Genomic DNA, 23,618 nt, shown 5'->3' with positions numbered 1-23,618 from the left:
GTTTTGCCGCGCATCACGGATTCGATCGGCTAAGCCGCGTCACTCAGACCAGGCCCGGGTCCCAAGCGCCACGGCTAGGCTATCCGTCCCGCTAACTGCGCCACGTTCCACCCTCTGAAAGGAGTCTCCCATGCTCGAGCTACCGATGAAAAACGATACGTCGCACAAAATCATTCACGTCGACATGGACGCCTTTTACGCGTCCATCGAGGAGCGTGACGATCCGCGGCTGCGCAGCCGGGCGTTGGTGATCGCCCATGACCCGCGAACCACCGGCGGCAAGGGGGTGGTGACCACCGCCAATTACGTGGCCCGGCAGTTCGGGGTGCATTCGGCGATGCCGGCCAACCAGGCGCTGCGGCTGGTGCCGCGGCGACTTTTGACCTTCAAGGCGCCGGACTTCACCAAGTACCGCGCGGTGTCGGCGCAGATTCACGCGCTGTTTCACCAAGTCACCGACCTGATCGAGCCGGTCGCCCTGGATGAGGCGTACCTCGACGTGACCGGCAACACCCAGTTTCGCACGACCATCGCGCTGGGATTGTGGCTACAGGATCAGATTCGCCAGGCGACGGGGCTGACCAGCTCGATTGGCTTGTCGTACAACAAGTTTTTGGCCAAGGAGGCCTCGGAGTACAACAAGCCGCAGGGTCGCACGATCATTTTGCCCGAGCAGGCTCAGGAGTTCCTGGACCGGCTGCCGATTGCGGCCTTCCGCGGGGTGGGGGCGAAAACGGCGCCGCAGCTGGAGGCGATGGGCATCACCGACGGCTACACGCTGCGTCAGTTCAGCCAGGAGGCGCTGATCACCCGCTTTGGCAAAATGGGCCTGGGACTGTACCAGCATGCCCGGGGCGTGGACAACCGCCCGGTGCTGGTGCGAACGGCCAAGTCGATCGGCAAGGAGCGAACGTACCAAAGCGTGCTGGCCGCCGAACCCGCGGTCAAGCGCGAGCTCGAGCGGCTCGCGGAACTGGTGGCCGAGTCGTTGACCAAGAAGCAAAAGCACGGCAAGACGGTGGTGCTGAAGGTCCGTGACGCCGACTTTGTCACGCAAACCAAGCGGTTGACCCAAGACACCTACTTCCAAGGGGCGACCGCGATCGCTGCCGCGGCGTGGCAACTGTGGCAGGGCCTAGACCACCGCCCGGAGCAGGTGCGGCTTTTGGGCATCACCCTGACGGCGCTTGATCCGCAGCAGTATGAGAACATTGACTTACAACTGTAGCAATACAGGCAACGAAATCGCCGCAGTCTGTGGTATACTCAAGAAAAGACTGTATAAATGGAGCAAACATAATGGCGACTAAACATGAACAGATCCTCAACTACATCGCGAGCCTCGGGGTCGGGACCAAGATTTCGGTGCGAACCATCGCCAAGCACCAGAAGGTCAGCGAAGGCACCGCCTACCGCGCGATCAAGGAGGCCGAAAACACCGGCCTGGTGTCCACCATCGAGCGGGTTGGCACGATTCGCATCGAGCAAAAACCGGTGAACAACATCGACTCGCTGACGTTTCGGGCCCTGCTCACGCTGATCGACGCCAAGGTCCTCGGCGGTTCCGCGGGTCTCGACAAGAAGCTGGACAAGTTCGTGATCGGCGCCATGACGCCCAGCGAGATGACCCGCTACATCACCAAGAACTCGCTGGTCATTTTGGGCAACCGCGAAGACGCGCAGCAGGCGGCGCTGCACAACGGCGCCGCGGTGCTGATCACCGGGGGTTTCATGACCTCCGACGCGGTGATCGCCCAAGCCAACGCGGCGTCTTTGCCGGTGATCCAGACCAGCTACGACACCTTCACCGTCGCGACGATGCTGAACCGGGCGCTGTCCGATCAGGCGATCAAGCAAGACATTTTGACCGTCGCCGCAATCTACACCCCGCTTGAGGAGACCTGCACCGCCAACGTCACCGACACCGTCGCCGACTTCACGCGGCTGCGCGAGTCCCGCGCCGACTTCGTCCTGCCGGTGATCACCGGCAACGGGCGGCTGGTGGGGATGGTCACGCCCAAGCTGGTGGCCGGCAAGAAGGCGACCACCCCGCTGGAACGCGTGATGGTCAAAAACCCCCAGACGGTGCGGCCGTACCTGAGCGTCACCACCGTCGGCCACACCATGCAGGGCAACGGCCTGAACGTGCTGCCGGTGGTCGATGACGACTGGCAGCTTTTGGGCATCGTCACCCGGGCCAGCGTCTTCGCCAGCCTGGCGGATCTGGGCTCCGATTCGGTCGGTACCACCATCGCCGACACGGTGGCGGCCCAGCTGGAGGCGGCCAAGGTGCAGCCGGACGTGGGGGCGGGGTTTGAACTTCACACCACGCCGATGATGACCAACAAGCTCGGCACCCTGTCGTTCGGGGTGATGAACGAGGCGATCAACACCGTGGTCACCCACTACCTCAACGAGAACGGGCGGCGCAACGTGCTGATCGAGCAGCTTTCACTGCACACCTTCCGGCCGATCCAGCTGGAGTCGACGGTGCTGATTACGCTGCGGCCGCTGGAGATGACCCAGCACGAAGGCTCATTCGACATCGAGCTGCAGACGGACGGGCTGCCGGTTGCCAAGGCAATCGTCACCTGCCAGCTGTTAGAAAGGAATTCACGATGATTCAAGACCAGATTCTGCAGGCAATTCAAGACTACGACACGATTATCATTCACCGCCACGTCAACCCGGATCCGGACGCCTTGGGCAGCCAAGGCGGCCTGGCCGCCGCCATCGCCGCCGGTTACCCCGACAAAACCGTCCTGCTGGCCGGTGGGGCGGTCGGCAACCTAGATTGGCTGTCTGCGATGGATGAGGTGGCGGATGCGACCTACGAAGGGGCCTTGGTCATCGTGTGTGACACGGCCAACCAGCCGCGGGTGTCCGACCAGCGCTTCTCGACCGGCGCCAAGCTGATCAAAATCGACCACCATCCCAACGACGACGCTTACGGCGACTTGCAGTGGGTGGTGCCGGAGGCCAGCTCGACCTCGGAGCTGATTTTTGACCTGATCCAGCAAAGCGGCAAGCTGACCCTGAACACCGCCGCCGCCCGGCTGCTGTACGCTGGCATCGTCGGCGACACCGGGCGCTTCTTGTTCAACAACACCAGCCCCCACACGCTTGAGGTGGCCGCCGCGCTGATCCAAGCCGATTTTGACCCGACGGCCTTGAACAACCGGATGAACCAAATTACCTTCGCCCAGGCCAAGCTGCAAAGCTACGTGTTCACGCACATGACCGTGACGCCGGCCGGCGCCGCGTGGGTGGTGATTCCCCGGCGCGTGATCGAGGCCCTCGGCCTGACCTCAGATCAGGTTCACGCCGCGGTCGGCACCCCGGGGCGGCTGGGCGAGGTGATCGCCTGGGCGATGTTCGTCGAGCAAGTCGATGCGCCGTACCGCGTCAACCTGCGTTCCAAGGGGCCGGTGATTAACGAGCTGGCCAAGGCCTTCGCCGGCGGGGGCCACCCGCTGGCCGCCGGCGCCAAGGCCCAAGACCTCACCGAGGCGGCGCAGATTCAACGCGCGCTGGACGCCTTGGTTCACGACTATAAGGAGACCATGAATGCCTGATTTTACCCAGTTTCACCTCAAGCCCTTCCTGATGCAGGGGCTTGACGACATGCAGATCAAGACGCCGACGCCGATTCAAGAGCAGGTGATTCCCGCCGTCTTGAAGGGCCAAAGCGTGATCGGCCAAAGCCAAACCGGCAGCGGCAAGACCCACGCGTTCCTGCTGCCGCTGCTCAATGGCATCGACACGACCAAAGACGCCGTGCAGGTCGTGATCACCGCGCCGTCCCGCGAGCTGGCCACCCAGCTTTACACCGTGGCCACGCAGCTGGCCGCGGCCAACCCGGACCTGCGCATCCACAATTACGTCGGCGGCACCGACAAGAGCCGCCAGATCGAAAAGCTCGGCAACCAGCAGCCCCACGTCGCGATCGGTACCCCGGGCCGCCTGCTGGATCTGATCAAGGCCCAGGCGCTCAACGCGCGGACCGCCCACACCTTCGTGGTGGATGAGGCCGACATGACGCTTGACATGGGCTTTTTGGCCAGCGTCGACCAGATTGCCGGGGTGTTTGGTGAAGACCTGCAGATGCTGGTGTTTTCCGCCACCATTCCGGCTAAGCTGCAGCCGTTTTTGAAGAAGTACATGGCCCAGCCGCTCGAAATCGTGATTAAGCCTAAGACCGTGATCGCCGACACCGTCGACAACCAGCTGGTGTCGGTCAAGGGGCAGGATAAAAACGAGCTGATCTACAAGATTTTGACCATGGGCGAGCCATTCCTGGCGCTGGTCTTCGCCAACACCAAGACCACGGCCGACGCGATTCACCGCTACTTGACCAACCAGGGGCTGAAGGTCGCCAAGATTCACGGCGGCATTCCGCCGCGCGAGCGCAAGCGCGTGATGAAGGAAGTCGCCGACCTCAAGTTCCAGTACGTCGTCGCGACCGACCTGGCCGCGCGAGGCATCGACATCGACGGCGTCTCGCTGGTGATCAACGCGGAGATTCCCAACGACTTGGAGTTCTTCATCCACCGCGTCGGCCGCACCGGCCGCAAGGGGCTGCCCGGCACCGCCATCACGCTTTACGCCCCGGGCCAAGAGGCGCAGATTGCAGAGCTCGAACACCTGGGCATTCACTTCACCCCGAAGGCCTTCAAGAACGGCGCCTTGGTCGATTCCTACGACCGCAACCGGCGTCAGGCCCGCAAGCCCAAGACCGAGGAACGCAGCCTCGCGATTCGCGGCCTGGCCAAGAAGGAAGCCAAAAAGAAGATGCCCGGCTACAAGAAGAAGATTCAAAAGGCCGTGGCCGAGGAGCGGCGCCGCAACAATAAGATCAAAAAGCGCGAGGAAATGCGTGCAACCCGCAAGAAGAACAAGCAGAACTAACGCAGGCGGCGCGGTGAGGGGACTCGCCGCGCCGTTTTTGGGTGGGCGACCGGGCGGCGCAGTCTCGGCGTTGCGCAGCGGACGGCGGCATTCGCAACGTACACGGCGCTGGTTGGCGGCCGCACGGCAGAGGAGAGGATTACACAATGGCAGAGTTAACCTTACTGTTCCCCGAGTGGAACGCGCTGGACGACAAGGCGCGGCGCTTCGCCGCCGCACAGCTGGGGCGGTACTTTCTGAGTCCGCTGCTGGCGGTCGACGCAATCGAGCCGGTCACGGTCACCACCTTCGGCCAAACGCTCAACACCTTCGATTACCTGATCGCCGGTGAGTGGCTGCGCTTCGTGCCGGGGATGCCCGACGTGGCGCTGGGCGTCGCCTGGCCGCTGGCGCCGCAGCTGCAGGCCATCGGTGCGGCGCTGGGGTTGAACCAGGCGGCCTGGGAGAACCACCTCAGCCCCGCCGGCCGCTTCGACCTGCCACCGATGCTGGTGGCCCGGACCCCGATTGCCAGTACCCTTGAGGTGATCGGGCAGCTGGATTTCATCACCGGCAAGTTTCGCGGGGACCTTTTTGCCTACGCGAAGCTCAGTAGCGCCGTTCAATCGCTGCTGGTGCCGGGGCCGGACGGCAGCCTGCCGCCGGTGATCGAAACCGAGACGCTGCGGCTGCGCCAGGCCAGTGCCACGGCCTATCAGGTCGCAATCAAGCACGACTGGGACGCGGCGCAGCTGAAGCAGACGCTGGGTGGCCACGGCTTCGCGCTGGCCAACGAGCGGGAATACGAGTACCTGATGGGCGGCGGTCGCCACCAGCTGTTCGCTTGGGGGAACCAGCTGCCGGAGGACTTGAACTTCCTGCCCAACCGCTTCGGCCTGACCGTGCCGCTGCGCCGCCCCGGCAGCGAGCTGATCGATGGCGACTGGGCCAAGAGCCGGGCGATGACTGAGCTGCCAAGCGGCCAGGACCTGCTGGCCCTGTCGCCGTTTTACCGCGCCACCCCGGGGCCGTTCGCCAGCACCCAGTACCGCAAAATCGTGCGGATTGCGCTGTAGGCGAGAGAATGCGCCAGGTGATGGTGCCGCGGGACTCGGTTCGCTTCCCCGCCTTGCTACGCCCTGGGCCGTCGGGCTCCGCAAGGCAACGCTTGGGTCGGCACTTGGGGCAAGGACACCCCAAGCACCAACCCAGCGCTATGCGTCCCGCTAACCCCGCCTTGCTACGCCCTGGGCCGTCGGGCTCCAGGCCGCATCGCGGGAGCGGCTAGCTCAGGCCAGACGCTGGGCCAAGTTCAGGCCCAACGTCCAGCCTTACGCTACCCGTCCCGCTCACCCGCGGCCTTACGCCCTGGATCGTCGGGCTCCGCAAGGCAACGCGGGAGCGCATAGCTTGGGCCGGCACTTGGGGCAAGGACACCCCAAGCACCAACCCAGCGCTATGCGTCCCGCTAACCCCGCCTTGCTACGCCCTGGGCTGGTTGACACGCCGCTTTCAACAACGTACAATTAGCGCGTTAGGATATGCAAGTCGTCCAGCTTCCCATCCAGAAAATGGGGTAGCGCTGGGAGCCCCGTGGTCTGGGCGGCTTGTGCTCCCTGATACGACAATTTCACAACGTAATTAAGTGGTAAACGATGAACATCGTTGCAAACAAGGTGGTACCGCGCGCAAGCGTCCTTGGATTGCAGCGGTGTCTTTTTGTTTGCCGGCCGCCTCGGCGGCTGAAGGAGGACACATGAAACAACTGAGCAGTGCCGAAATCCGGCAGATGTTCCTGGATTTTTTCAAGGAAAAGGGCCACGACGTTGAGCCAAGCGCCAGCCTGATCCCGGTCGACGATCCCACCTTGCTGTGGATCAACTCCGGGGTGGCGACGCTGAAGAAGTACTTCGACGGCAGCGTGGTGCCGAAGAACCCGCGGATCACCAACGCGCAAAAGTCGATTCGCACCAACGACATCGAGAACGTCGGCAAAACGGCCCGGCACCTGACCTTTTTTGAAATGCTCGGGAACTTCTCCGTCGGCGATTACTTCAAGCCCGAGGTCATTCCCTGGGCCTGGGAATTCCTGACGTCCGACAAGTGGCTGGCGCTTGACCCGGCCAAGCTGTACGTCACCGTCTACCCCAAGGACCTCGAGGCCAAGCGCATCTGGCACGAGGTTGTCGGCCTGCCCGACAGCAAGATTTTTGAAGTTGAGGACAACTTCTGGGACATCGGCGAAGGCCCATCCGGCCCGGACTCCGAGATTTTCTACGACCGCGGCCAGGAATTCAACAACGTGGCCGAAGACGACCCCGAGAACTACCCGGGCGGCGAAAACGAGCGCTACCTGGAGATCTGGAACATCGTCTTCTCCGAGTTCAACCACCTGCCGGACGGCCGCTTCGTCGAGCAGCCGCACAAGAACATCGATACCGGCATGGGGCTCGAGCGGCTGGTGTCCGTGATCCAAAACACCAAGACCAACTTCGAGACCGACCTGTTCATGCCGATCATCAAGGCGACCGAGCAAAAGAGTGCCGGCCGCAAGTACGGGGCCAACGCCGCGGATGACGTGGCGTTCAAGATCATCGCCGACCACGCCCGGACGGTCACCTTCGCGATTGGCGACGGCGCCTTGCCGTCCAACGAAGGCCGCGGCTACGTGCTGCGCCGCCTGATTCGCCGCGCGATTGTCAACGGTAAGAAGCTGGGCATCGACCACGCCTTTTTGTACGAGCTGGTGCCGGTGGTCGGTGAGATCATGAACAGCTACTACCCGGAGATCCTGAAGAACCAGGCCTTCATCCAAAAGGTCATCCACTCCGAGGAGGACCGCTTCCGCGAAACGCTGGACGCCGGCATCGCGCTTCTGGACTCGACCATCGCCGAGCTGCGCGACCAGGGCCTCAAGGTGATCCCAGGCGCCACGGCCTTTAAGCTGTTCGACACCTTCGGCTTCCCGGTTGAAATGACCGCGGAAATCGCCACGGATGAGGGCTTCACCGTCGACATGGCTGGCTTCAAGGCCGACATGGAGGCGCAACGCGCCCGGGCCCGGGCGGCGCGGGGCGACGCGCAGTCGATGGGCAGCCAGGACAAGGTCTTGATGGACATCAAGACGCCAAGCAAGTTCACCGGCTGGACCGACCTTGAAGACCAGGCCAAGCTTGAAAACATCATCGTCGACGACGCGCAGGTACAGCGCATCGAGGCCGGCACGGCGCGGCTGTTGTTCGACCAGACGCCGTTTTACGCCGAAATGGGCGGCCAGGTCGCCGATCACGGCGAGATTTTGGACGCAGACGGCGCCGTGGTCGCCAAGGTCACCGACGTGCAACACGCCCCGAACGGCCAGAACCTCCACACCGTTACGGTTGAAAACACGCTGGTAGTCGGCGCCACCTACAAGCTGAAAGTCGATGTGGAACGGCGCAAAAAGGTGTCGATGAACCACACCGCGACCCACCTGCTGGACCAGGCGCTACGCGAGGTATTGGGCGAACACACGCACCAGGCCGGCTCCTTGGTTGAGCCGGAGTACCTGCGTTTTGACTTCACCAACTTCGGCCAGGTGACCCCGGAGCAGCTGCGCCAAGTTGAGCTGCGGGTCAACCAGCAGATTTGGCGTCAGCTCCCGATCACCTGGGAGGAAATGCCGATCGAAGAAGCCAAGAAGCAAGGCGCCATCGCGATGTTCGGCGACAAGTACGGTGACGTCGTGCGGGTCGTCTCCATCGGCGATTACAACCGCGAGTTCGACGGCGGGACCCACCCGACCAACACCGCGGCGCTGGGCCTGTTCAAAATCACCGGCGAAACCGGTATCGGCGCCGGCACTCGCCGCATCGAGGCCGTGACGTCCAAGGAGGCCTACGACTTTTTGACCAAGCAGCAGGACCTGCTGGCGGCGACGGCGGCCGACCTGAAGCTCGACCAAGTGATGGCGGTGCCGCACAAGGTTGAGGCGCTGCAAGCCGACCTCAAGGCCAGCCAAAAGGTGGTGGCCGGACTGCAGGCGAAGCTTGCGGCCCAAGCCTCGGCCAACCTGTTCGATACGGCCGAAACGGTCGGCCAGTTCACGCTGATCGCCAAGGCGGTCAAGGTGGCCGGCATGAACGAGTTGCGTCAGCTCGGCGACACCTGGCGCGACAAGGCGGCCTCGGACGTGCTGGTGCTGGCCACGGCCAACGACGGCAAGGTCAGCCTGCTGGTCGGCGCCAGCCCGGCGGCAATCAAGGCCGGCGTCAAGGCCGGCGACCTGATCAAGGCGATTGCCCCGGCCATCGGTGGCGGCGGCGGCGGCCGGCCGGACATGGCCCAGGCCGGCGGCAAGAAGCCAGAAGGCATTCAGCAGGCGCTGACTTTGGCCAAGGACACCCTGGCGGCCAAGTAACGCGGCAAAAAGGCGCGAGCCACTCGAGTTTTGAGTGACCCGCGCCTTTTGGTTGGCCGACCGTATTCGCTGACTGTTATTTATTTACACAAAATTTACCTAACATTTACACTGGCGTCATGGTATTTCCGACCATCCGGTGTTATTCTATTGGCGTAGAATTCCGCAGCGCCTCTCGGTCGCACGGCCGAAGCGCAGCTCAAGGCAGCTCGCAGTGACTATCATCCTCATCTGATGAACGTCGACCTATGTCGACCACGTCCGCGGCGTGAGTGTCTAGCGACGAAGAAATTCGCGTAAAAGAAAACAGCTTAACTGGTTTGATTCCAGGGAGCTGCGACTGCCGGGTCCACCACAGTGCGTACCACCAACCGAATCGGTTTCACCATCTAGCGGGGGCAGTCTGCTCTGCCGGTGGGGCGGTTCATCAATTCAATCTCAATTGGGGTACTGCGGGGTAACCCGCGGTACCCTTTGCGTGTCGCCAGGCCGCGGCCGGCCGCTGGCCCCACCGCGCAAAAGACGCGCCATTCCGCGATTGGAATGGCGCGTCTTTGGTGGTTAATGCCAGATGAAGCGGTTGACGGTTTTGGCCACGCGGTGATTGAGCCGCAGCAGGCCGTGCCGCGCGTCCCAGCCGAGAAATTCCTTTTCGCGGTAGGACCGTGCCTGCTTGCCCAGCAAGAAGCGCAGCGAGCGGGAGCTGGCGTTGAGAATCTTGCCGTCGGAGTGGCTGCCGTCCTCGAGGTTGCCGTAGAGGTTCAGGATGTCGACCTGATCCTTGGGGAACACGTGGCGCAGGTTGATCGCGTCTTGGTAGGGCGGGGCAATCCAGTGCGGCCGTCCGTCCGGCAGCAGGTGGTTGGGGTGCTGGCCGCGGTGGCGACCCGGGATCCCGTCGAAGTTGCCCGCAATCGCCGCGTATTTTTGCAGCTGCGGCAGGCTGCGGTCCTGGCCGTAGTGCAGCTCGTAGAACAGGACGGCGGCGTTACCCAGCGAGTGGGAGACGATGTTGAATTTCTGCATGCCGTACTTGCGCTGCAGCGCCACCAGCACGTTGTGAAGCCAGTTGACGATGCGGTCGTAGCGCAGGGTGCGGTTGTTTTTGAAAACGATTTTGACCAGCGGCCGCCGCGTGGCCTTGGGCCAGCGACCGCGCAGGGTGACGTGGCCGTGGCGGGAGACGGTGGCGGTGATGACGGTGTGGGCCTGGTCCTCGACTTCGGCCTCGTGCATCAAGTAGTCCATCGAGCGGGGACCGCCGAAGTGACCGTGCAGGTACAGGGTGGCCGGCGCCCGGGTGGCCGGCACGGCCTCGGCGGGTCGGACCCCACCGAACAGCCCGAGGCTGAGCAGGACGCCGATTAAGATGAATTTCCACTTCATTGGTCTACCACCGTCCCTTCACCATTAATCATAGCACCGGCCGGGTGAAAACTCGGTGACAGCGACCTAACAGAGTTGTCACCTGGGGCTTAAAGGAAGTTTAACCCCCGGAAAACAGGGCGGCGGCTATAATGAAGCCAGCACAAAAGACTCGGTCAGGAGGAATTGGTGATGAAGCTTCGCGTATTGGGACTGCGGTTGATGTTGGCGGCGGCGCTGGCGGTGGTGGCACTGTTCGCCTGCGGTCTGTTTCCGCACTATCCGGGGGTGCTTTTGGCCCAGTTTCACAGTCCGGTGGTGGCCTGGGTGTTCACCACCGGGCTGTGGCTGGCGGTCGCGGCCTTTGCGACCGCTGCGGTGGTGGCGTGGCGGCTGCTCGATGTCATCGACCGGGCCCAGGCGTTCAGCGCGGCGGCCGTCGGCGGCCTGCGCCGGCTGAAGTGGGCGGTGATCGGCATCGCCGCCGGGCTGGCGCTGCTGTTGCCGCAGATCTACCAGGTGGCGGATGCGACCGATGCGCCGGGGCTGATGGTGATCGGCCTGGCCATCGTTGCGCTGCCCCTGATGGTGGCCGTGTTCCTGGCGGTTTTGACGCGGCTGTGGCTCATGGCGCTGGGCTACAAGCAGGCGGCCGCCGAGGCAGGAGCGGCCGGCTAAACCCGCCGGCCTTACGCTGGGCGGTCGCCTAAACGCCCCGCTACGCTCTGGTCCAAAACAACGCCCGGTTCATGCAGGAGGCTGCATGGGCCGGGCGTTGTGGTCTGGTTAGTTATAGTGCGACATGGTAAGCCTCGAAGAAGTCGGCGAGCGGCCGCAGGGATTGGCCGTCGTACTCGGCGAAGAAGGCGGCGAGGTCCTTCGGGCGGCTCAGCGCCTGGTTGGCATTGTAGTTGGCGCTGACGGTTTCAATCAGCTTGCCGTCTTCAATCGTGAGCTCGAGCTCCTCCACCGGCAGGCCGCGCTTGTCGGTGATTTTGGCATCGATCAAAAACGGTGAGCCGGCCGCGGTGGCCTCAAGCGCCGCCTGGAACGCGGCTGGCAGCTCGCTGCTCTTGGTGACGGTGACGCTCGGGACGCCCATCGCCTTGGCAATGGCGGCGAAGTCTTGGTCCTCGATGAAAATCCCGGAGTGGGTCCGCATCGCGATGTCGTCTTGCTCGGACTTGATGAAGTTCAGGCTGGCGTTGGAGGTCACGATGTTGATCACCGGCAGGCCGTACTTTTTCTGGGTGATCAGGTCCTGCATCACCATGGAAAAGGCGCCGTCGCCGGAAATGCTGAAGACTTGGCGGTCCGGGAAGCTGAGCTTGCCGGCAATCGCGCCGGGCAGGCCGTAGCCCATGGTGGCGAAAAGCGCGGAGATCGTCCACTTGTTTTGCGGGGTCAGCTCAAGGAAGCGGAAGGCGTTGATGATGTTGTCGCCGACGTCGATGGCGAACACGGCGTCTGGGTCCTTGATCTTGTTGAGCTCGCGGTAGACCGCTTCGAACTCCAGCGGATCGCTCGGCCGCTCGCTGAGCTGGCGCAGGTAGTCGCGCCAGTTGCGGTTGGCCGCCACGGCCGCCTGGAAGTACGGCGACGGCGCAACCGCGGTGCTTTGGGCCAGCGCCGCGTCGACGAACGCCGTCGCATCCGACCACACCCCGTAGTCCAGGAAGTGGTGGCGGCCAAACTGCGCCTCGTCGATGTCGATCTGAACGAACTTGAATTCATGGGTGCGGTACACCAGGTTGGCGAACGGGAAGTCGGCCCCAAGCGCGATAACTAAGTCGGACACGGCGAAAATCTCGTCGGCAGCCTTCATCGCCGCGCGGTTGGCGTAGCCCAGGTTGCCTTCGTAGTCATCCGGCACCAGACCCTTGGCCAGGCCGGTCAGCACCAGCGGAATCTGGAGCTTCTTGGACAACTCGACCAGCTTCTGACCGCCGGCACCGATGCCGCGGCCGACGTGGATCACCGGCCGCTTGGCGGCCTTGATCATGTCCAAGACATGCGCGACCTCTTCTTCGGTGGCCACCGGCAGCGGCCGCGGCTTGCGGTCGGTCGGCGACACGCTGCTGTACGGGGTGTCTGGAATCGGCTTGTAGCCAAAATCGTTGGGAATCACCACCACCGCCACGCCTTGGTGCTTGTAGGCCTCGCGAATCGCCTTGTCGACCACGTACGGCAGGCTCTCCGGCGTCATCACCAGCCGGTTGTAGACGGCGACGTCTTCGAAAATCGGGTTCTCGGCGAACTCCTGGAAGTAGTTGTAGTTCATGTTGGTGCTCGGCACCTGGCCGATCAAGGCGAGCACCGGCGCGTGGTCCTCCCGCGCGTCGTACAGCCCGGTCAGCAGGTTGGTCGCGCCGGGGCCGGCGGAGCCGAAGGCGACGGCGATTTTGCCCGTCAGCTTGGCGTCGGCGCTGGCGGCCAGGGCGCCGACCTGCTCGTGTCGAATCTGGATGTACTTAAGGCGCTCGCGCTCGGCGTCCAAGGCGGCCATGGTCGAGTTGAACGAGCCGCCGGGGTAGCCGTAGACGTGGTCGACGCCCCAGGACTCGATGACGCGAAGCATTGCAACGCTTGCAGGAACTGTAGAGGTGGTGGTGGTCATATGGATTCGCTCCTTTATGTTGTGGTCAATTATCACGCTTAAAATGTATCACACAATGAAATCGATTGCAACACTTTTTGCGCGAAACGGTGGCGACGGCAGGCAGGCGCTGGTACAGTTCAGTAAACGCGGTATGCTATAATCTACTTATAATGTTAAAGAAAAGGAGCCTGCAATGTCAAAATATCTCAACCGGTGGTGGGTCCGTGGCGCGTTGATGATTCTCGCGTTGGAGCTGATTGCCATTGCCATCAACTTGTTTTACGCCCCGCACGGCGTGGCCCCGGGCGGCGCGACCGGGATCGCGATTCTGGTGCAGGAGGGCTTTGGCGTCAGCGTCGGGCTGACCACCTTGGTCGTCAACCTCGCGATGCTGGTGTTGGCCTGGTTCTTCCTGGACCGCGCGACCACGCGGCGCATCCTGTTTGGCAGCCTGGCCTTGCCGGTGCTTTTGGCGTTGACGCCGCAAGCGCTGGTGGTCAAGGACCGGCTGCTGGCCGTGATCGTCGGGTCGGTGATATTTGCCATCGGGGTCGCCGTCAATTACCGGCTCAACGCCTCGAGCGGGGGAACCACGGTGCCGCCGATGATCCTGCAGAAGTACTTCAAGATGAAGCCGGCCGTCGGGCTGTTTTTGGTCGACATGGTGGTCTGCCTGTTCAATATTCCGGTGTCGGGCTTTGAGGCCTTCGTGCTGGCGATGTTTGCCGTCGGCCTGACCTCGCTTGTGATGAATTACGTCGAAACCGGCCTGGACCGCAAAAAGGCGGTGTACGTGATGAGCAACACCGCGCTGCCGCAGCTTGAGGCCGCCTTGGCCGTGAGCGACCACGGCTTGACTATCCACCAGGTGATCGGCGGCCACTCCGGCGAACCGCGCGAGATGCTGATGGTGGTGGTGGAGCAAAGCGATTACCAGCAGCTGCTCGATCGCATCCACCAACTCGACCCCCACGCCTTCGTGCTGGTCACCGAGGCCACGGAGGTTCACGGCGGTAGCCTGACCTGAGGCCCTGGCGGCACTCGGGCTGCTTGGCGCGGCGGCCTCGCGCCTTGGCGGAGTGGCGGCGAACCGCGAGGCTAATACTTGGCTTCACCAACTCAATTTGAATCAGCTCGCGTCACCGTCTCGCACGGTGGCGTTTTTTCGTGGCCGCGGGTCGCCGACGAATTTGTGACAAGTCACGAGCTGATTTCTGGTGTTTTGGCGGTGAGGCTCGCACACTGGAAAAGGTAGCGTGTGTCGGTGCCTAGACAGATGATGACTAGACCGGTGCCACTTTCAGGCGTGGATTCATTAAGTTTTGGTTCGCGCTAGTTTAAAGATTCAATTTTTGCGTAACGGTGTTATAATCCTAATGTAAGCGTTACCATGAATGAGGGGTGAGGACATTGACGGAATCCTTGACGGAGTGGGCGTACCTGTTTGACCGGGGCGAGGATTTTCAAAGCTACCGGCGCTTCGGGGCGCATGAAGAGGGGCCAGGCCGCTGGCGCTTCCTGGTGTGGGCGCCCAACGCGGCCGGGGTGGCGATTGTCGGCGACTTTTCGGCGTGGCAGCCGCAACCGCTGGCACCGCTTGGGGCAACCGGCTGCTGGCAGGGGGTGCTGAACGCGGCGGCCGGTCAGCTGTACAAGGTGCAGGTGACCGCGGCGGATGGCAGCGTCGCGACCAAGATCGACCCGTTCGGCTTCGCGTTTGAGAAGAAACCGGGCACCGCGGCTAAGTTGTCCGGGCCGCCGCAGCACGACTGGCAAGACGCCGCCTGGCAGGCGCAGGCGCGACGGCGCATGGGGCAGCCGCAGCCGCAAAACATCTACGAGCTGCACCTGGGCTCCTTCAAGCGCCACGCGGATGGCGGGTACCTGACCTACCGCGAGGCGATTCGCGCGGTGATTCCCTACGTGCGGAAAATGGGCTACACCCACATCGAGCTGATGCCCTTAATGGAGCACCCGCTGGACGCGTCTTGGGGGTACCAGCTGATGGGTTACTTCGCCCCGACCAGCCGCTTTGGCAGCCCGGCCGATTTTTTGGCCTTCGTCGATGCGGCTCACCAGGCGGGGCTTGGCGTGATCATGGACTGGGTGCCGGGGCACTTCATTCGCAACGCCGATGCCCTGGCGACCTTCGACGGCACGGCGACGTTCGAGTACCAGGATCCGCACCGCGCCGACAACGTGCGGTGGGGAACGTGGAACTTCGATCTGGGCAAAACCCAGGTGCAAAGCTTTCTGATCTCCAGCGCGATTTTTTGGCTGGTGCATTGCCACCTGGACGGGCTGCGGGTCGATGCGGTGTCCAACATGCTGTACATGGATTACGACGCCGGCAAGGAGCAAGACCGCAACCGCGACGGCGGCCGCGAGAACCTGGAGGGCCGCGCCTTTCTCGAGCGGCTCAACGGCGTGGTGCAGGCGACCAAGCCCGAGGCGCAGATGATCGCCGAGGAAAGCTCGGCTTACCCGCAGGTCACCGCGCCGCTGCAAGACGGCGGCCTGGGCTTTTCGGCCAAGTGGAACATGGGGTGGATGAACGACACGCTGCGCTATTTTGCGATGGATCCCTACGCCCGGCGCGACCACATCGACCTGCTGACCTTCTCCTTTGTCTACATGCACGACGAGCGCTTCATCCTGCCGTTCTCCCACGACGAGGTGGTGCATGGCAAGAAGTCCCTGATGCACAAGATGCCGGGCGACCGTTACAACCAGTTCGCCAACCTGCGCGTGATGTTCGTCTGGTTGATGACCCATCCGGGCAAAAAACTCCTGTTCATGGGCGGCGAGTGGGGTCAGTTCCTCGAGTGGCGCGACTGGAGCGCGTTGGAGTGGGTCGATCTCAACGACCCGCTGAACGCGGCGATGCAGGTGTTCACCCGCACCCTGAACAAGCTGTACGTCAAAACCCCGAGCCTGTGGATCGACGACCAGACACCGGCCGGCATCACGGTGACCATCGGCTCCGAAAACGACGTGTTGAGCTTCATCCGCCACGGCCTGAGCCCCGAAGACGACCTGGTGGTGGTGATGAACTTGCTGCCGGAGGAACGGCAGCACTTCGCGGTCCCGGTGCCGCAGGCCGGCACCTACACCGTGCTGCTGAACACCGAAAGCCAGCACTTCGGCGGGACCTGGGTGCGGCTGCAACGCACCCTGCACAGCCGCGACAAGCCGGCGTACGGCCAGCCGGCGACCGTCGACGTCGTGCTGCCGGCGATGGGCGCGTTGCTGATTGCCCCAAAGCCGTGAACGCGCCGGCTGACGCGCCAAACGCGTTCCCCGAGGCAACGCGGGAGCGCCCAGCTCGGCTTGGACACTGGGCCAAGTACGGGCCCAATGCCCGAGCCTACGCTGAGCTTCCCGCTAAGGACGCCTCGGCTCACGCTCTAAACGCGTTCCCAAGCGCAACGCGGAAGCGTCTAGCTAGGGGCGGAACCGGAAGCACAGCCCGCTTCCCGTCCCACCCCTACGCTAGCCGTTCCGCTAAACCCGCGCTTTTCCACGCTCTAAACGCGTTCCCCGAGGCAACGCGGGAGCGGCTAGCGACGCACGGCGGTATGAAGCAAGGACCGCTTCACCCCGCCGCGCTAGGCTACCCGTCCCGCTAAGGACGCCTCGGCTCACGCTCTAGACGCGTTCCCAAGCGCAACGCGGAAGCGTCTAGCTAGGGGCGGAACCGGAAGCACAGCCCGCTTCCCGTCCCACCCCCACGCTAGCCGTTCCGCTAAACCCGCGCTTTTCCACGCTCTAAACGCGTTCCCCGAGGCAACGCGGGAGCGGCTAGCGACGCACGGCGGTATGAAGCAAGGACCGCTTCACCCCGCCGCGCTAGGCTACCCGTCCCGCTAAGGACGCCTCGGCTCACGCTCTTACTCGAAATGGAGGGACCAACATGGTTACAGAGATGTTAGGGATGATCTTGGCCGGGGGGCAAGGAACCCGGCTGGGCAAACTGACGAAGACCACCGCCAAGCCTTCGGTGCCGTTCGGTGGCCGTTACCGCATTATCGATTTCACCTTGAGCAACCTCAGCAATTCCGGCGTCAACACGGTCGGCGTAATCACGCAGTACCAGCCGCTTGAGCTCAACCGCCACGTCCAAAACGGCGCGGCCTGGGGGCTCAACGAGCGCGGCGCCGGCGTCACGATCCTTCAACCCTACGCCTCTAGCGAAGGCGAGAAGTTCTTTGAGGGGACGGCCCACGCGATTTACCAAAACATGGCCTACATCGACTCCTACAACCCGCAGTACGTGCTGGTGCTGTCGGGCGATCACATCTACAAGATGGACTACGAGCGGATGCTTCGCGCCCACAAGGCCAAGAAGGCGACCTTGACCGTGGCGGTGATGCCGGTGGCGATGAAGGAGGCCAGCCGCTTTGGCATCATGAACACCGATGACACCAACCGCATCATCGCCTTTGAGGAGAAGCCTGAAGAACCCAAGTCCAACCTCGCCTCGATGGGGATTTACATTTTCGACTGGGCACCGCTCAAGAAGTACCTGACGGAAAGCTACGCGACCGACGGCAAGATGGAGGACTTCGGCAAGGACGTGATTCCCGCCTACCTGGCCCACAACGAGCCGACCTACGCCTACGCCTTCCACGGCTACTGGAAGGACGTCGGCACCATTCAGTCGTTGTGGGAGGCCAACATGGAATTCCTGGCCCCGAACAACGCGCTGAACATCGCCAATCGCAACTGGCGCATCTACTCGCAGACCGAGGCGCTGCCGCCGATGTTTTTGACCAAAACGGCGAAGGTCACCCGGGCGATGATCACCGACGGCTCCTACGTCGCCGGCACCATCGACCACAGCATTTTGAGCCAAAACGTCAAGGTCGGCGAGGGTTCGGTGGTCAAGGACTCGATGGTGATGCCCAACGTCGTGATCGGCAAGAATGTGGTGATCGACCACGCGATCATCGGTGAGAACGCGCTGGTCGGCGACAACGGTGAGATTATCGGCACCAAGGACGACATCGCCGTGGTAGGGTACGGTGAAGTGGTAGGAAGGAAGGAAAAAGCATGAGACAAGGAGAAATGGCCGCCGTCATCGACCTGAACGAGGACGTCCACAAGCTGCTGCCACTGACGCTGCACCGCCCGATCGGCACGTTGCCGTTCGCCGGGCGCTACCGCTTGATCGATTTTCCCCTGTCGGCGATCACCAACGCCGACATCCACAGCGTCGGGTTGTTCATGCCCGAGTCCGAGCGATCCGTGCAAGACCACATTCGGAGTGGTGCGGCGTGGAACCTGGACCTGATTCAAGGCGGGGTGTTCTTGTTCCCGTACGTCGCCACGCGCGACTACTCGGATCAGACGCTGCGTTCGCGCTACTACGAGAACTACACCCAGTTCCTGCGCCGCAGCGGCTCGCAGTACACGGTGGTGATGGGGGCGGCCAACATCGCCAACATCGACCTCAACGCCATTTTGGCCTACCACAAGGCCGGCGACGCGGAGATTACCGCGGTGTACAAGAACGTCCCCAAGGAGACGATTGCGCCGGAGGACTGGACGCTGACGCTGTCGGAGCAGGGCATCGCGACCTCGGTGATTCAGGCGGCGGAGCGCCACGACGGCGAGGCGACGACCACCGTGCCGAGCTTCATGGACATCTACCTGCTGCCGACTATCGACTTGATCGACCTGCTGGACGCCGCGGCCCAAACCGCGGAGTTCCGCCGGCTGCCGCAGCTCTTGCGCGAGGCGGTGCTGGCCGGCAACGCCAACGCCTTTGAGTACACCGGCTACCTGGCGCGGATCAACTCGCTGCAGCGCTACTTCGCGGCCAACATGGATATGCTGGCCGAAAGCAACTACCAGTCGCTTTTGTTTTCGAACATCCCGATTCTGACCAAGAGCAAAAACGAGGTGCCGAGCTTTTTTGCCAAGGACTCGACGGTGCAAGACGGGGTCTTGGGCACCGGCGCCTACATCGAAGGCGAGGTCGCAGACTCCGTGATCTTCCGCAACGTGGTGGTGCATCAGGGTGCGACCGTGCAAAACAGCATCCTGATGCAGGGCAGCAAGATTTCCACGGGCTCCAAGGTGGCCTACGCCATTTTGGACAAGGGCGTGGTGATCGGCCCCAACCTGACTATCCAGGGCTCACCCGACCACCCGATTGTGATTGAGAAGAATCGGACCGTGTTTCGGCCCAGCGAAGTGGAGGAACTCACCCATGCTTAAAGTGCTGTTCGCGGCGGCGGAAGGGGCGCCGTTTTACAAGACCGGGGGACTGGGCGACGTCGCCTACGCCTTGCCTCAGGCCCTGGCGCAAAAAGGCGTCGACATCCGCGTCGTGCTGCCGTATTACCCCAAGCTGTTTCCGGCCCAGTACCTGAAGGACTTGCGGCCCTTGACCCAGTTTTCGCTGGATTTCGGCGGCCAGGAGAAGTACGTCGGCATCCGCACCCTGAAGCTCAAGGCGGTGACCTACTACCTGATCGACAACGAGGAGTTCTTCGGCCGCGACGGCCTGTACGGCTACTGGGACGACGGCGGCCGCTTCGGGTTCTTCCAGATGGCGATCATCGAGATGCTGCAGGTGATCGACTTCATCCCAGACGTCTTGCACGTCAACGACTGGCACACCGCCTTCATTCCGGTGCTGCTGCGCGACAAGTACGGCTGGATCACGCCGTACCAGCAGATTCGCACCCAGCTGACGATCCACAACCTGCAGTTTCAGGGGTGGTTCCCGGCCAGCGTCTTGGACACGGTGTTTGGCATCGGCCGCCAGTTCTTCAACGACGACGGCTTCGCCCAAGACGGTCAGGTCAACTTCATGAAGGGCGGCCTCAACTTCGCCGACCTGATTTCGACCGTCAGCCCGAGCTACGCGCAAGAAATCCAGACGCCGCAGTTCGGCGAACACCTGGACGGGACGCTGCGCAAGCAGGCTCACAAGCTGGTCGGCATCCTGAACGGCATCGACACGACGCTGTACGACCCGGCTACCGACGCGCATCTGGTCGCGCCCTTCGACGCCCGTGACCTCAGCGGCAAGGCCTTAGACAAGGCCGCGCTGCAAGCGGCGGTTGGGCTGCCCAAGCGAGCGGTGCCCGTCTTTGGCATCGTCTCCCGGCTGACGGAGCAAAAAGGCATGGGGATGCTGGTGGCGGCCTTGGAGCAGATTCTGCCCGGCACCGACATTCAGGTCGTGATGCTCGGCACCGGCGACGCCAACCTGGAGGCAGCCTTCCGTCACCTGCACGAGCGCTTCGCCGGCAAGGTCGCCGCGGTCACGCGCTTTGACGAAGGGTTGGCCCAGCAGATTTACGGCGGGGCGGATTTCTTCGTCATGCCCAGTGCCTTTGAGCCCAGCGGCCTGGCGCAGATGATGGCGATGCGCTACGGCACGTTGCCGATTGTTCACGAAACCGGCGGCCTGCGCGACTCCGTTCAGCCCTACGACGCGACCACCGGCGCCGGCACCGGCTTCTCGTTTTGGGACTTCACGCCGCAGGTTTTGGCCGACACCCTGGTTCGCGCCGCCGCGATTTACCAAAACGAGCCGCCGGTTTACCGGGCCCTGCAGCAACACGCGATGGCCCAAGACTTCGCCTGGACCCACGCCGCACAGCGCTACTTGGACGGCTACTTACACCTGCACCCTTAGCACCACCGAGGCGGGGGACCCCGCCTTTTTTTGAAACACGGCAACTGGCCGCAAAGGAGGACATGGGATGGTCATTACCACAACCCAATTCATTAAGGATTACCGAGACGTGGCGCTGCGCTGGTTCGCAGACGGCCTGGAGAACCTCTCGCCGCTTCAGCAGTACCAGACCCTGGCGTTGGTGGTGAAGGGCTACGCCGCCAGGGACTGGGCCAGGTCTAAGGCCCATGCCGACAAGACCCAGCAAAAGCAGGTCTACTACTTCTCCATCGAGTTCATGCCGGGGCGGCTGTTGGCCTCCAACCTGCTGAACCTGGGCCTCAAGGACGTGGTGGACGCTGGGCTGGCGAAGCTTGGCCTCGACTCGGCGGCGGTGTATGCGGCCGAGCGCGACCCGGGGCTTGGCAACGGCGGGTTGGGCCGGCTGGCCTCGGCCTTTTTGGACGCGATGGCCAGCACCGGCATGGCCGGCAACGGCAACGGCATTCGCTACCGCTACGGGCTGTTCGAGCAGCGCTTCGTCGACGGCTACCAAGTCGAGGTGCCGGACGACTGGCTGCGCGACAGCTACCCCTGGGAAACGCGCAAGGAGAACCGCGCCGTGATCGTGAAGTTCGGCGGTCACGTCGACCTGGTCCCCGGCGCCTCGGGTCACTTGACCGCGGTGTATCAAGGCACCGACGACGTACTGGCGGTGCCTTACGACACGGCGATGATCGGCTATCGCACCGGCACGGTCAACACCATGCGGCTGTGGGCGGCCGAACCCACCGCCGAACGGGCCCACGCCCTAGCCGAAACCGCCCGGGCCGGGGCAATCACCGAGTTCTTGTACCCCGACGACTCGGACACCGCCGGCCGCGAGCTGCGGCTGCGCCAGGAGTACTTCTTCGTCTCGGCCGGGCTGCAAAGCATCCTGACGCATTTCAAACGCACCCACGGCGATGTGCGGCTCCTGCCGAACTTCGTGGCGGTTCACATCAACGACACGCACCCTGCTATGGCGGTGCTGGAGCTGATGCGACTGCTGCTCGATGAGGAGCAGCTGGCGTGGGACCAGGCCTGGCAGCTGACGGTGGCGACCATGAGCTACACCAACCACACGCTGATGGCCGAGGCACTTGAGACCTGGCCGCTGGGGATGTTTCAGGACCTGCTGCCGCGGCTGGCTCAGCTGGCTTTCGAGGTCGATCGCCGCTTCCGGGCCCGGTACCTGTCGCGCTTCGGATCGGTGCTGGTCAACCGCGCCGCGCCGCTTCAAGACGGACAGCTGCACATGGCTAACCTCGCCGTGATCGGCAGCCACGCGGTCAACGGGGTGGCCAAGATCCACTCCGAGCTGCTCAAAACCACCGTGTTGGCCGACCTCTACCAGATTTTCCCGGACCGCTTCAGTAACAAGACCAATGGCATCACGCCACGGCGCTGGGTGCAGCTGGCCGACGTGCCGCTGGCCACGCTTTTGGACGACGTCATCGGCACCAAGTGGCGCCACCAACCCCAAGCGCTGGTCGCGTTGCGGTCCCACGCGAGCGACCCCGCCTTTTTGAGCCGGCTGATGGCCGCCAAGCACGAAAACAAGGTTCGCCTCGCCGCCTTGATTCAGGCCACGCTGGGCCTTGAGGTGCCTGCCGACGCGATGTTTGACGTGCAGATCAAGCGCCTGCACGCCTACAAGCGGCAGCTGTTGCACGTGTTTGGCATTTTGGAGCACTACCTGGCGATCAAAAAAGGCGCGGTGCGGCCACCGCGCGTTCATGTGTTCGGCGCCAAGGCGGCGCCGAGCTACCGCTACGCCAAGGCCGTGATTCGCCTGATCAACGCGGTCGCCGCCTTGGTCAACGCGGATCCGGATTGTGCCGGCAAGCTGGCCGTGGCCTTTTTGCCCAACTACGGCGTCAGCCTGGCCGAGGCCATCATTCCGGCCGCCGATGTGTCCGAACAGATTTCCCTGGCCGGCACCGAGGCCTCGGGCACCAGCAACATGAAGCTGATGGCCACCGGCGCCTTGACCCTGGCGACCCTGGACGGGGCCAACATCGAGATTCGCGACGCCGCCGGCAAGGAATCGATGGCGGTGTTCGGCCTGACCGAGCAGGAGGCCAAGGCGCTGCGGCCCCAGTACAACGCCCGTGAGCGCTACGAGCGCGACCCCGTGCTGCACCGCATCGTCGACATGCTGACGGACGGTAGCATTCCCAATATTGAGTCGGAGGGTCGCGAGATTCGCGCCGAGCTGCTGGATTACAACGACACCTACTTCGTCTTGGCCGACTTTGCCGATTACCTGGCCGCCAACCGCCGCCTGGACGCGCTGTGGGGCGACCCGGTGGCCTGGGCCAAGCTGGCGACGGAAAACATCGCCGCCTCCGGCCGGTTTTCGGCCGACCTGACCGTTCAACGCTACGGCCGCGAAATCTGGCGCGTCCTGCCGGAGCAGCCGGTGTAACGGGGATTCGGGTCTCCGATCGCAAGCGGGTTGACCCTTTGCACTGCGACTCAGCACGGTGATCGGAGTGGCACCGCCGCGCGGTGGTTCACGCCCAGTGTTGCCAATTCCACTTGCGCATTTTGGTGCGTCAGTCGTTGCCGCGCTGGCCGCCGAGTTGCGTGATGTCGCGACCACAGGGTCCCAGGACCCGGAGGCCGCTGCGGCCAGACAACTAACGACGCCCAACCAAAAACGCCGCCCGGCGATTGTCGGGCGGCGCAGT

At 63.2% G+C, this 23,618-nt stretch carries 15 protein-coding genes; 13 read left to right on the top strand and 2 right to left on the bottom strand.

Features of this window, described 5'->3' with window-relative positions; genetic code table 11:
• The first annotated feature begins 130 nt into the window (after positions 1-130).
• From dinB to alaS, 6 genes are all read left to right on the top strand, one after another.
• Complete coding sequence (gene dinB, locus NUH19_RS05200; protein ID WP_262315492.1) at positions 131-1,228, top strand: DNA polymerase IV; 1,098 nt, start codon at positions 131-133, stop codon at positions 1,226-1,228.
• A gap of 71 nt (positions 1,229-1,299) precedes the next feature.
• Positions 1,300-2,622: a DRTGG domain-containing protein gene (locus NUH19_RS05195; protein WP_262315491.1), complete on the top strand. Its 1,323-nt coding sequence runs from the start codon at positions 1,300-1,302 to the stop codon at positions 2,620-2,622.
• Positions 2,619-3,575 (top strand): DHH family phosphoesterase, encoded by a 957-nt coding sequence (locus NUH19_RS05190; RefSeq protein ID WP_262315490.1) that lies wholly within the window; start codon positions 2,619-2,621, stop codon positions 3,573-3,575. The genes NUH19_RS05195 and NUH19_RS05190 overlap by 4 nt, the downstream gene beginning before the upstream one ends.
• On the top strand, positions 3,568-4,908 hold the full coding sequence (locus NUH19_RS05185; protein ID WP_262315489.1) for a DEAD/DEAH box helicase: 1,341 nt from the start codon (positions 3,568-3,570) through the stop codon (positions 4,906-4,908). Before NUH19_RS05190 ends, NUH19_RS05185 begins: the two co-directional genes overlap by 8 nt.
• 146 nt (positions 4,909-5,054) lie before the next feature.
• The gene (locus tag NUH19_RS05180) at positions 5,055-5,963 is read left to right on the top strand and encodes a hypothetical protein (RefSeq protein ID WP_262315488.1); all 909 of its coding nucleotides are present in this window, start codon (positions 5,055-5,057) and stop codon (positions 5,961-5,963) included.
• A 680-nt stretch (positions 5,964-6,643) separates the two neighbouring features.
• On the top strand, positions 6,644-9,286 hold the full coding sequence (gene alaS / locus NUH19_RS05175; RefSeq protein ID WP_262315487.1) for an alanine--tRNA ligase: 2,643 nt from the start codon (positions 6,644-6,646) through the stop codon (positions 9,284-9,286).
• 561 nt (positions 9,287-9,847) lie between these two features.
• Here alaS and NUH19_RS05170 read toward each other — a convergent pair.
• Positions 9,848-10,672: an alpha/beta hydrolase gene (locus NUH19_RS05170; RefSeq protein WP_262315486.1), complete on the bottom strand. Its 825-nt coding sequence runs from the start codon at positions 10,670-10,672 to the stop codon at positions 9,848-9,850.
• A gap of 171 nt (positions 10,673-10,843) precedes the next feature.
• Between NUH19_RS05170 and NUH19_RS05165 the strand changes: the two genes are divergently transcribed.
• Complete coding sequence (locus tag NUH19_RS05165; protein ID WP_262315485.1) at positions 10,844-11,329, top strand: DUF2975 domain-containing protein; 486 nt, start codon at positions 10,844-10,846, stop codon at positions 11,327-11,329.
• Positions 11,330-11,441: 112 nt separating this feature from the next.
• Here the strand turns inward: NUH19_RS05165 and spxB are convergent, their stop codons facing one another.
• Positions 11,442-13,268 (bottom strand): pyruvate oxidase, encoded by a 1,827-nt coding sequence (spxB, locus tag NUH19_RS05160; RefSeq protein WP_262315484.1) that lies wholly within the window; start codon positions 13,266-13,268, stop codon positions 11,442-11,444.
• Positions 13,269-13,443: 175 nt separating this feature from the next.
• Here spxB and NUH19_RS05155 point away from each other — a divergent pair, with 175 nt between their 5' ends.
• From NUH19_RS05155 to NUH19_RS05130, 6 genes are all read left to right on the top strand, one after another.
• Positions 13,444-14,277 (top strand): YitT family protein, encoded by an 834-nt coding sequence (locus NUH19_RS05155; RefSeq protein ID WP_262315483.1) that lies wholly within the window; start codon positions 13,444-13,446, stop codon positions 14,275-14,277.
• Between the two features lie 383 nt (positions 14,278-14,660).
• Positions 14,661-16,520, top strand: coding sequence for a 1,4-alpha-glucan branching protein GlgB (gene glgB / locus NUH19_RS05150; RefSeq protein WP_262315482.1), 1,860 nt, complete (start codon positions 14,661-14,663; stop codon positions 16,518-16,520).
• A gap of 643 nt (positions 16,521-17,163) precedes the next feature.
• Positions 17,164-18,306, top strand: coding sequence for a glucose-1-phosphate adenylyltransferase (locus tag NUH19_RS05145; protein ID WP_225048906.1), 1,143 nt, complete (start codon positions 17,164-17,166; stop codon positions 18,304-18,306).
• Positions 18,303-19,472: a glucose-1-phosphate adenylyltransferase subunit GlgD gene (glgD, locus tag NUH19_RS05140; protein WP_262315481.1), complete on the top strand. Its 1,170-nt coding sequence runs from the start codon at positions 18,303-18,305 to the stop codon at positions 19,470-19,472. The genes NUH19_RS05145 and glgD overlap by 4 nt, the downstream gene beginning before the upstream one ends.
• Complete coding sequence (gene glgA / locus NUH19_RS05135) at positions 19,465-20,904, top strand: glycogen synthase GlgA (protein ID WP_262315480.1); 1,440 nt, start codon at positions 19,465-19,467, stop codon at positions 20,902-20,904. Before glgD ends, glgA begins: the two co-directional genes overlap by 8 nt.
• A gap of 67 nt (positions 20,905-20,971) precedes the next feature.
• Entirely contained in the window at positions 20,972-23,353 is a 2,382-nt protein-coding gene (locus NUH19_RS05130) for a glycogen/starch/alpha-glucan phosphorylase (protein ID WP_262315479.1), read from the top strand.
• Positions 23,354-23,618: the final 265 nt, after the last annotated feature.

The sequence above is a fragment of the Lacticaseibacillus parakribbianus genome, assembly GCF_025490915.1.
In the GTDB taxonomy this organism is placed as follows: Bacteria; Bacillota; Bacilli; order Lactobacillales; family Lactobacillaceae; genus Lacticaseibacillus; species Lacticaseibacillus parakribbianus.
This window is presented reverse-complemented; position numbering and strand designations above follow the sequence as displayed.